Origin of the sequence: Bellilinea sp. (genome assembly GCF_034432615.1) — a bacterium.
Taxonomy (GTDB): Bacteria; Chloroflexota; Anaerolineae; order Anaerolineales; family Anaerolineaceae; genus Bellilinea.
The window spans coordinates 1-8,209 of record NZ_DAOUBL010000187.1 but is presented as its reverse complement, the minus strand read 5'-3'; the positions used below and the strand labels follow the sequence as shown (position 1 = coordinate 8,209).

Annotated in this window: 4 protein-coding genes; 1 reads left to right on the top strand and 3 read right to left on the bottom strand. The window is 61.3% G+C overall.

Annotation, left to right across the window (positions count from 1 at the left end):
• On the bottom strand, nt 1-1,185 hold a 1,185-nt coding region (locus VAE48_RS08570; RefSeq protein ID WP_322792906.1), incomplete at its 3' end, for a GAF domain-containing protein.
• A gap of 250 nt (nt 1,186-1,435) precedes the next feature.
• On the opposite strand from VAE48_RS08570, the gene VAE48_RS08565 reads away from it, so the two are divergent.
• The gene (locus VAE48_RS08565; protein ID WP_322792905.1) at nt 1,436-3,715 is read left to right on the top strand and encodes a diguanylate cyclase; all 2,280 of its coding nucleotides are present in this window, start codon (nt 1,436-1,438) and stop codon (nt 3,713-3,715) included.
• 13 nt (nt 3,716-3,728) lie between these two features.
• On the opposite strand, the gene VAE48_RS08560 is transcribed toward VAE48_RS08565, so the two are convergent.
• Together VAE48_RS08560 and VAE48_RS08555 are read right to left on the bottom strand one after the other, a co-directional pair.
• Nucleotides 3,729-6,719 (bottom strand): C25 family cysteine peptidase, encoded by a 2,991-nt coding sequence (locus tag VAE48_RS08560; protein ID WP_322792904.1) that lies wholly within the window; start codon nt 6,717-6,719, stop codon nt 3,729-3,731.
• 92 nt (nt 6,720-6,811) lie between these two features.
• A partial coding sequence (locus VAE48_RS08555; RefSeq protein WP_322792903.1) for a L,D-transpeptidase family protein occupies nt 6,812-8,209 on the bottom strand: 1,398 nt, incomplete at its 5' end.

The window sequence follows — 8,209 nt, the reverse complement described above, 5'->3', positions numbered from 1 at the left end:
GCCGATTTTGCCCACATCGTGCAGCTGTGCGCCGCGCCGCAGCCGCACCAGTTCCGGATGAGAAAGCCCCAGCCGTTTGCCCATCTCCACCGTCAGGTCAATGACCCGGCTGGAATGCCGCTCGGTGGTAAAATCGCGCAATTCCAGCGCGCGCGTCCAGCCGTCAATGGTGGCTTCATAAGTTTGATTCAAATCCAGGTGCGACTGTTCCAGCGAGCGGGTCAACTGCGCGTTCTGAATGGCCACCGCCGCCGTGTTCGCCACCAGACCGAGCAGGGCCGTATCGGTTGTCATCCGAAAACGCGCCGGGCGGTAACTGTGCGCCTGCACCAGTCCGATCACCCTTCCGCGGCTGACCATCGGCACATACACGCCGGAGCGCACCGCCCGACCGGGGCGGATGAACGAAAGCCGCGCCGTACCGGGCGGCGCATCGGCCAGCAAATCGTCAATGACCAGCGGTTTCGCGCTCTCAATCACCTTGAATTGATGCGATTCGGAGTGATTCAAACGGCTGAGACGCGGAATACTGTTCAAGTCCAGCTGTTCGCCTTCGTGCTCGCCGTAAGTACACACCAGTTCCCCGCCATCGCTCTCGTACAGCGAAATGTACACGGTACACACATCCGGCAGCAGTTGAACCACAGCCGCGCTCAGGCGGCGGTAGATTTCGGTCAGGTCATCCAGCTGCGCCAGCGCCCGCCCGACTTCACCCACCACAGCCAGTTTACTTTCGCTGAATGCCGATGTCGGACGGGTATCTTCCCGCTGTTCGCGGGTCAGGGTGACCAGCAAGGCAGGCCTCCCGTTGAAATGGATGGCTTCCACGCCGGCAAAACTGCGCACCAGCTGGCCCTGCTGGTTGAACAGGAACAATTCCAGGTTACGCAGCGAGTGCTCATTCCCAAGCCGCGTCAGAATTTTCTTCAGATTGTTTTCACCCAGGCCGGCCGGCAGGCTGCTCTCCGGCTGGTGAAGCAGCAGGCTGCGCGGAATACCAATCAGATCACAATACCACGGGTTGGCTTCCAGATAGGTAAAATCGCGCCGGTCAAGGATGCACACGGCTGCCGGCACAGTTTCGATCAAGCGCAGCAAAGCCTGGCGGGTCTGGTGCAAAGCCTGCTCGAAATAGGATGGAGGATGAAGCCCCGTCTTACGTCGAAGGTAAAGGTTTCGTTTCATAGAGCAGGTTCCGTTTCCCTTTCTGAGGAGATGGATCTGTTACCCACATATGGCGTAAAAACCACATAAAAATCGGCAAAATTGCTTGAAAATTCGTTTGTTTTGAGTAAAATAATGGGAAACTTCCTTTCCCCGATGGATTTGACGCCAGCCATCATGACTTACCTTGAGGGGGTGCAAGGTCAATGCCAGCATCGCGTTTAGAAAATTGGATCAATCAGGGTCAGGCGCGCAGCCGGGGTGGTATCTCATGAGCGAAGCGCACCACCCCGAATTTCTCGATCAGACCCCGTACCCGGCCTTTGTCATTCGGCGCAACGGCAGCATTCTGGCGGCCAACGCGCCGGCGTGCGCTTTACTGCTTTATTCCAGCGAGCAGCTGCCTTCCCTGACCATTTGGGATTTGATTGCGCCGGAACAACATGCTTTGTTTCAGCAGACCGACCAGCTGCCGCATCAACCGCCGGTGCTGGCGCATGAATGGCTCATGCTTGACAGCCAGCAAAAAATGATCCCGGTCAATGCCACCATTACCCGCCTGCAGGAGGATTTACTGGGCATTGAACTGCGCGATTTGCGCCCGATCAAAGAATCTCGCAAATCCTACCAGCGCCAGTCGGCCATCCTGCGGGCGGTTGCGGATGCCAGCTACCAGCTGTTCCGCTCGGCCCAGCCGGATGAAGTCATCCCGCAGGTCCTGGCGCAGTTGGGAGAAGCAGCGGATGTCAGCCGGGTCTATCTCTTTGAAAATCACTGGGAAAATGGGGCGCGCCTGCTGACCAGCCAGCGCTACGAATGGTGCGCCGAAGGCATCGAACCGCAAATCAACAACCCCAACCTGCAAAACTTTGACTACCTCGAACGCGGCTTTACCCATTTTTACGAAACCCTGCAGCGCGGCGAAGTGCTGGCGGCTAAAGTGCGTGATTTACCGCCCGCCGAACAGGCGGAGCTGGCCCCGCAGGGAATTCTTTCCATCCTCGCCCTGCCCATCTTCATACAACGACAGTTTTGGGGTTTCATCGGCTTCGACGAATGCCGCAGCGAACGCACCTGGAAGCCATATGAAGTGGATACACTGCGCACGGCTGCCAATTTATTAGGGGCATTTTTTGAGCGGCGGAAAACCGAAACGGCTCTGCGCGCCAGCGAAGAACTGTACCGGCTGCTGATCGAAAATCAGGGGCTGGGCGTGGCGCTGGTGGATGAGCAGGAAAACATCATCTTTGCCAACCCGGAAACCGAAAAACTGTTCGGCGTCAGTGAGGGTGGGATGGTCGGCCGCAATTTGGGCGAATTTCTCGCGCCGGATCAGATGCAGATTGTGCTGGAACAGACCGCCCTGCGCCGGAAGGGTTTTCGCAGCCAGTACGAAGTTGAGATTGTCCTGCCCAACCAGCAGCGGCGCATCCTTTCCATCCATGCCACCCCCCACTTTGACGAACAGGGCCAATTCATCGGCGCTTTTGGCGTGTTCAACGATATTACCGAACAAAAACGCATGGAACAGCGCATCCGCAACTTATTGATGATCGAACAGTCCCACCGGCGTGAATCGGAAGCGCTGCGCGAGGCGATCAGCAGCCTGATTCACGACCTGAGTTCTCAGCAGGCTGCCCAGCAGGTGCTGCGCGGACTGGAGAAGATCATTCCCTACGACCGCTGCGCGCTGTATCTGGAAGAGAATGGAAAGTTCCGGCTGGCAGCCAAAACGGGCCATCTCACTTCCAATCCGCCTGCCGTACTGCCCGCCGATCATCCATTGTTATCGGATCACTTAAAACCTAATGCCGGGGCATGGTTCTTCAATCAACTACAGGAGCAGAATCTGCTCGATCTGCTGCGCGAAAACACGCCGGGCATCTCCTGGATGGTCATTCCACTGAAATGGAACAACCGCCTGATTGGTTTGTTGTGGCTGGTGCGGGATGTGTCGCACGCCTTCAGACCCGCCGAAACCACCCTTGCCGAAACCTTTGCCGGCCCGGCGGCGCTTTCCATTCAAAACAGCCGGCTTTTCACACAGGCCCGGCGGCTGGCCAAGGTAGATGCCCTGACCGGTTTACTCAACCGCCGCTCGATCTTCGAAGCCGGGGAACGGGAGCTGCTGCGCGCTCAGCGCTATGCCGAGCCGTTCAGCCTGCTGGTGATTGATCTGGATCACTTCAAGGCGGTCAATGACCGCCATGGTCACCTGATTGGAGATGTCCTGTTGAAAAAAGTGGCGCGGCGCATGAAATCCGCTCTGCGGCGCAGCGATTTGATTGGGCGGCCCGGCGGCGATGAGTTCATTGTCCTGCTGGTCAGAACAACTGCGCAGGAGGCGGTGCTGACCGCCGAACGCCTGCTCGGCGCACTGCGCGAGCGTCCGTACCGAATGAATGGCGCTTTGCACCGCATCACCGCCAGCATTGGGGTGGCCAGTGTGACCGAAGATGCCCCCACAACTCTGCAAAACCTGATCCACCGTGCCGATGAAGCCATGTACGCCGCCAAACAAAAAGGCGGTAATCAGGTTCAGCAAGGATAATCTCAGCCCGGATTCAACGGGAAACCAGCGGCAGGAACAGGCGGCTGCCCTGAACCGTCAGAACACGCTCCAGCCGGCTGGTCACCGCCGGGCAGCCCCCCGAACGCGCCGTGATCTGCAAGGCTGCCTGCTCAGCCGGTAAAGCGGCAGCCGGCGCCTGCACGGTCACCGCAATCAGCTGACTTTCCCCTTGCCGGACGGCGGCCTGGTTGGGTATGCTGACCGTCCAGCCCGGTGGCATTTGGGCTTCCAGGCGGACGGTATCGTCATCGTTGCCCAAATTACTCAGCGAGAGGTAGAAAGACCCCTGCTCGCCGGCTTTGAGCGCCGGCAGGGAAGCGGGCGCGCTCAAATTCAGCACACACTGCCTGACCGTCAGGTTGAGTGTTGCAGAAGCCCAAACCGAAGGGGCTGCGCGGCTGACGGCCAGCAGAGAAACCGCGTAGCGGGAATCCGGCGCGGCATCCGGCGGCAGGCTGACCTGCACCTGCAGCGCTTCTTCACCTCCGGCGGGCAGGTTCAGCTCACTTTTAGACAGGTTGACCTCCAAACCACCCCCGTCTGCCGTGATTTCTACCGGCTCAACCAAGCCGCCGCGGTTGGCAACGGTGAGGTCAAAGGCAACCGTTTCTCCGGCCGGGCGGATCACCGAAACGGCCGTCGGCGACCATTCCAGCCGGCGCAAGCCGCTGCTCGAGCGGCAGGCAACCAGCCGGAAATTATCCAGCGCCATGCCGGCTGCCGATTGCTCGTCCGCGCCGGTGGCTGTCAGGAAGCGCAAAAGCACCTCCTGCCCGCGGTATGCGCTCAGGTCGGCAGCCAGCGGCGACCAGTCCCGCCGATGGCACCAGGCGCGCCTGCCGCCCAGTGGGTTGCCGAAGGTGACGGCAAGCATGCCGTCATACGCCGGGTTTAATGCCGGTTCGGGCAACTCCTGCCACTGGCTGCCGTCGGTGGAAACTTGCAACAGGCCGCCGTCCAGACAGGCCGAAGAATCGCCAAAGTCATGGGCCAGCTCGGCCTGAACAAACACGGCTGGGGTGTTTTCGGCCGGCAGCGTGAAGGAAGGTGAAGTCAGGCTTTGCAGCGAGATTTCAGCCGGCGCCGCCGCCCGCGCCACGCCGTCGCGTCCAAAGGCGCTGCCAATCTGCCAGCCGCCTGCCAGTGTCCAATCGGACGGGATGCTGTCAAAGGGCTGCTGGTAAATGACCTCTGGGGTACTGTCCAGGGGGCATTCGCCGGGCGGCGGCTGGGTGGTGAATTGAGCAACCGGCGAGTAACCGCCCGCTCCGCAGCCGTTGACCGCCCGCACCCGCCAGTAGTAGGTGCGGTTGGGCTGCAATCCTTCGCTGAGTTCAAAGGATGGCTGGGGAATATCCGCAACGGTCAGCACAGAAACCGCAAAGTCCCTGTCCGTCGAAATTTGCAGCTGGTAGGCAGCGGCCGATTCCACCGCCAACCATTCAAAGCGCGGCTGCAGGCTGACTCGATTTTCGCCGTTGGCGGGCAGCTGCGGCAGCGGGGTTGAAGCAGGGGCAGCCGGGTTGACCGTCAGCCGCAAGGGCCGCGCCTGCTGAACAAAGCCGTTTTTTCCGCTCACCGTCAAGGGATACTCTCCCGGCTGGACAGCGTCGGCAATGGACAGCGTCAGTACGCTGTTGCCCGGCGAGGAGGCCGGATTTGGCGAAAACACCGCGCTCACCCCCGGCGGCTGACCGCTGAGGCTGAGTGTGATGGTGAACGGGTTGGCACTGTTCAACTGCGCGTCAATTGGCAGGTTGTGACTCTGCCCGGCGCACACGGCGGCCGAGTGCGGCTGCAGGCCGAGGCTGAAGCGGCGCGGGGCATCCAGCCACAGGCGCAGGGTCGGGTCGCCCCATACGGCATACATTTCGTAATACTGCTTGACCAGAGTTTCGCCCGGCGCATAGTACCCGCCAAACGCCAGCAAGGCGGTGCGCAGGGCTTCTCCCACCGGCGGCGGAGCGGTCGGGTTGGAAAACAATGCACGGAACAGTTCCTTCTCCAGCCGTTCGTCCGCGGTGCGGGTGGTATCTGCCCCGCCAGCGATGACCGCCAGCGCACCAGAGGCGGGATGAAGCAGCCAGGTTTCGCCAAAGGAAATCTGATTGGGGCTGAGATGAGCGGTGCGGCTGGCAAAACTGACCAGCAGCGGCACGGGCGGTCCGTTCAACGGCTGCACCTGCTCGCCGGTGAAATAGGGTGAATTCCAGCCCAGCTCGCCGCCCTGACCAAAATACACCGCCAGCCCGCGCCCGGCGTTGAACGCGGCGGTTAAATCAGCAGCGGTGGCGGCATGGGTATGGGCATACAACCGGTCACCGCCCGGCTGCGTTGCATTGGGGAACTGTCCGGTGAATCCGGCGGGCAGGGTATGCGTTTGGATCATCTGGGTGTGAATTTGCTCGGCGGTCGAGTAATCCGCCGTCTCACCGCTGGCGATGAAAGCCGCCCGGCTCAACCAGGGCTGGCTGCCATCCAGCGCCTCGTAAGCCGACCATTTCGCCAGCACGCTCTGCAGCTCGGCAGCCGAATGCACCGGCAGGCGGGCATAAGCCAGATTGGGCGTGTAATCCCATGGCCCGTCCAGGGTGGTGTAGTACAAATCCGTTAGGGTGGTCAAGCCGCTGCGGCTCGGCCATGCCGGCAGCAAATCCGCATCCCCCACCAGCAGCAGAAATTGAGGCGAATGCGCCGAAACCGCCGAACGAATCTCCGTGGGAGTTTGCCCGCTTTGCGCAAGGGTTTTGAGGATGACATCAAACCCCTGGGCTTGCTTTGCGGCCACATAACCCGCCAGATGCGGCGCAAGTTCATCCGGCGCAAGGATCAGATAGCGCGGCGGGTTGGACTGCAGCGCAACACCTGCATCGGCCATTCCGGCCGTGAAAATCGGGCATATCATCAACCCAAGCGCGATCAGCAGCCCGTTCAGCCAGCGCCAGCCGGACCGTCTTCGACCACCCATCCGCCAAATGCTCATCCTCCGCCTCCGCCCCAGCGAATTCAAGAACCCGCTTTTGATTGTAGCACGAGCGGTAGAATGGCGGTTATAAAAATGTGGATAAACTGACTTTATTCGCGAATCTCGACCACCACGCCGTTTTGCGCCCAGTCGTACAGCCATTCGGCGGCCGGCAGGTCGAGGATGATGCAGCCGTAAGAAACCGGCCGGCCGAGGTTGCCCGCCCACAACCGCCGCCCGCTGGAAAGGGTGGGCAGGCCGTGAATGCCGTTCATGAAACCCGGCCAGGCCTCATAAATCCCCAAAAAGTACGGCATGGTCAAATCCCATACTGAGGCGTAAGCCTCGGCGACATGCGTTTGCACCTGAAACACGCCCGGCTGGGTGGGAGAGCGGTCAATGCCGGTGCTGATCACAAATTCGCGAATGGGCTGGCCGTTTTCCACAACGGTCATGCGCTGCGCCGAAATAGAGATCAGGATACGCTTGCCGATCACCACCGGCAGGGGCAGCAGGTCGCTGCGCGATGGAATGGTGAGGGCGCTGCCGGTCGGCAGCACATCCGGGTTGAGGCCGGGGTTTGCGCGCAAAATCATCCAGGCCGGAATTTGAACGCGATAAGAAATGGACAGCAGCGTATCGCCCGGCTGGACGGTGTAGGTCGTCGGCGGGTGGCGCAGGATGACGGTGTAGGGCGTGCCGCTTACCCAGCGCTCGCTCAGGTTGTAGGGGTCAGGCGGCAGCCACACGCTGCGTCCGTCTGTCAGCCGATTTTGCAGCCCTTCCAGATAGGCCGGAAAGCCGATCTCATCCAGCCTCAGGCGCGGTTCGCCGCTTTCCCAATCCAGCCGCACCCATTCCGCCAGCAGCTCGGGCGGCACATCCCACACCTCACTGCGGTCAAGGATGGGGTCATAGCCCTCCACCCGCAGCGGGCGGTTAAGCTGCTCAACCAGCGAAGGCAGGCGCGCTTCCAGATCGGCAGTGGGGGAAGGCAGCCGGCGGGTGACCAGCGTCAGCACACCGCTGCGCAGAATGACCTCAGCGTTCTGTTCCATCAACCGCACGGTGGCTTCCACATCCAGCGCGATTCCCGCTGCGCCCGGTACGGCGCGCCATTTGCCGCCTGCATAACTCAGTTGCGGAGGCTCCGGCGCGTATTCCACCAATCCGCGCCAGTTGCGTAACCGCTCCACCGCAATCGTGGGGCTGAACACCACCTGCGGGCGAATTTCCAGCGGCTGGCGGTCGAAGATCACCTGCCAGAGTTCCTGCCAGCGCCGCTCTCCCCGCCCAACCCGATAGGCCTGGCGGGCGGTGGCGGCCGGGTCCACCCACAAACCAAAGTCGAGCGGCTGAGCCTGCCAGTAACGCTCGCCGTCGGTTACCAGCAAGACCCGCTCGCGATTCCAGCGCTGGTCAACGCGCTCAGCGGCCTGCGCGTCACTCAAACCGCCGATCGGTGTATCCCCGACCATCACGCGCGGCGCAACCGGCCCGGCAAAGCG

Bases quoted from the DNA above. Each gene is read 5' to 3' on its own strand.
- VAE48_RS08560 (WP_322792904.1), bottom strand. From the start codon at position 6,719: ATGAGCATTTGGCGGATGGGTGGTCGAAGACGGTCCGGCTGGCGCTGG.
- VAE48_RS08565 (WP_322792905.1), top strand. From the start codon at position 1,436: ATGAGCGAAGCGCACCACCCCGAATTTCTCGATCAGACCCCGTACCCG.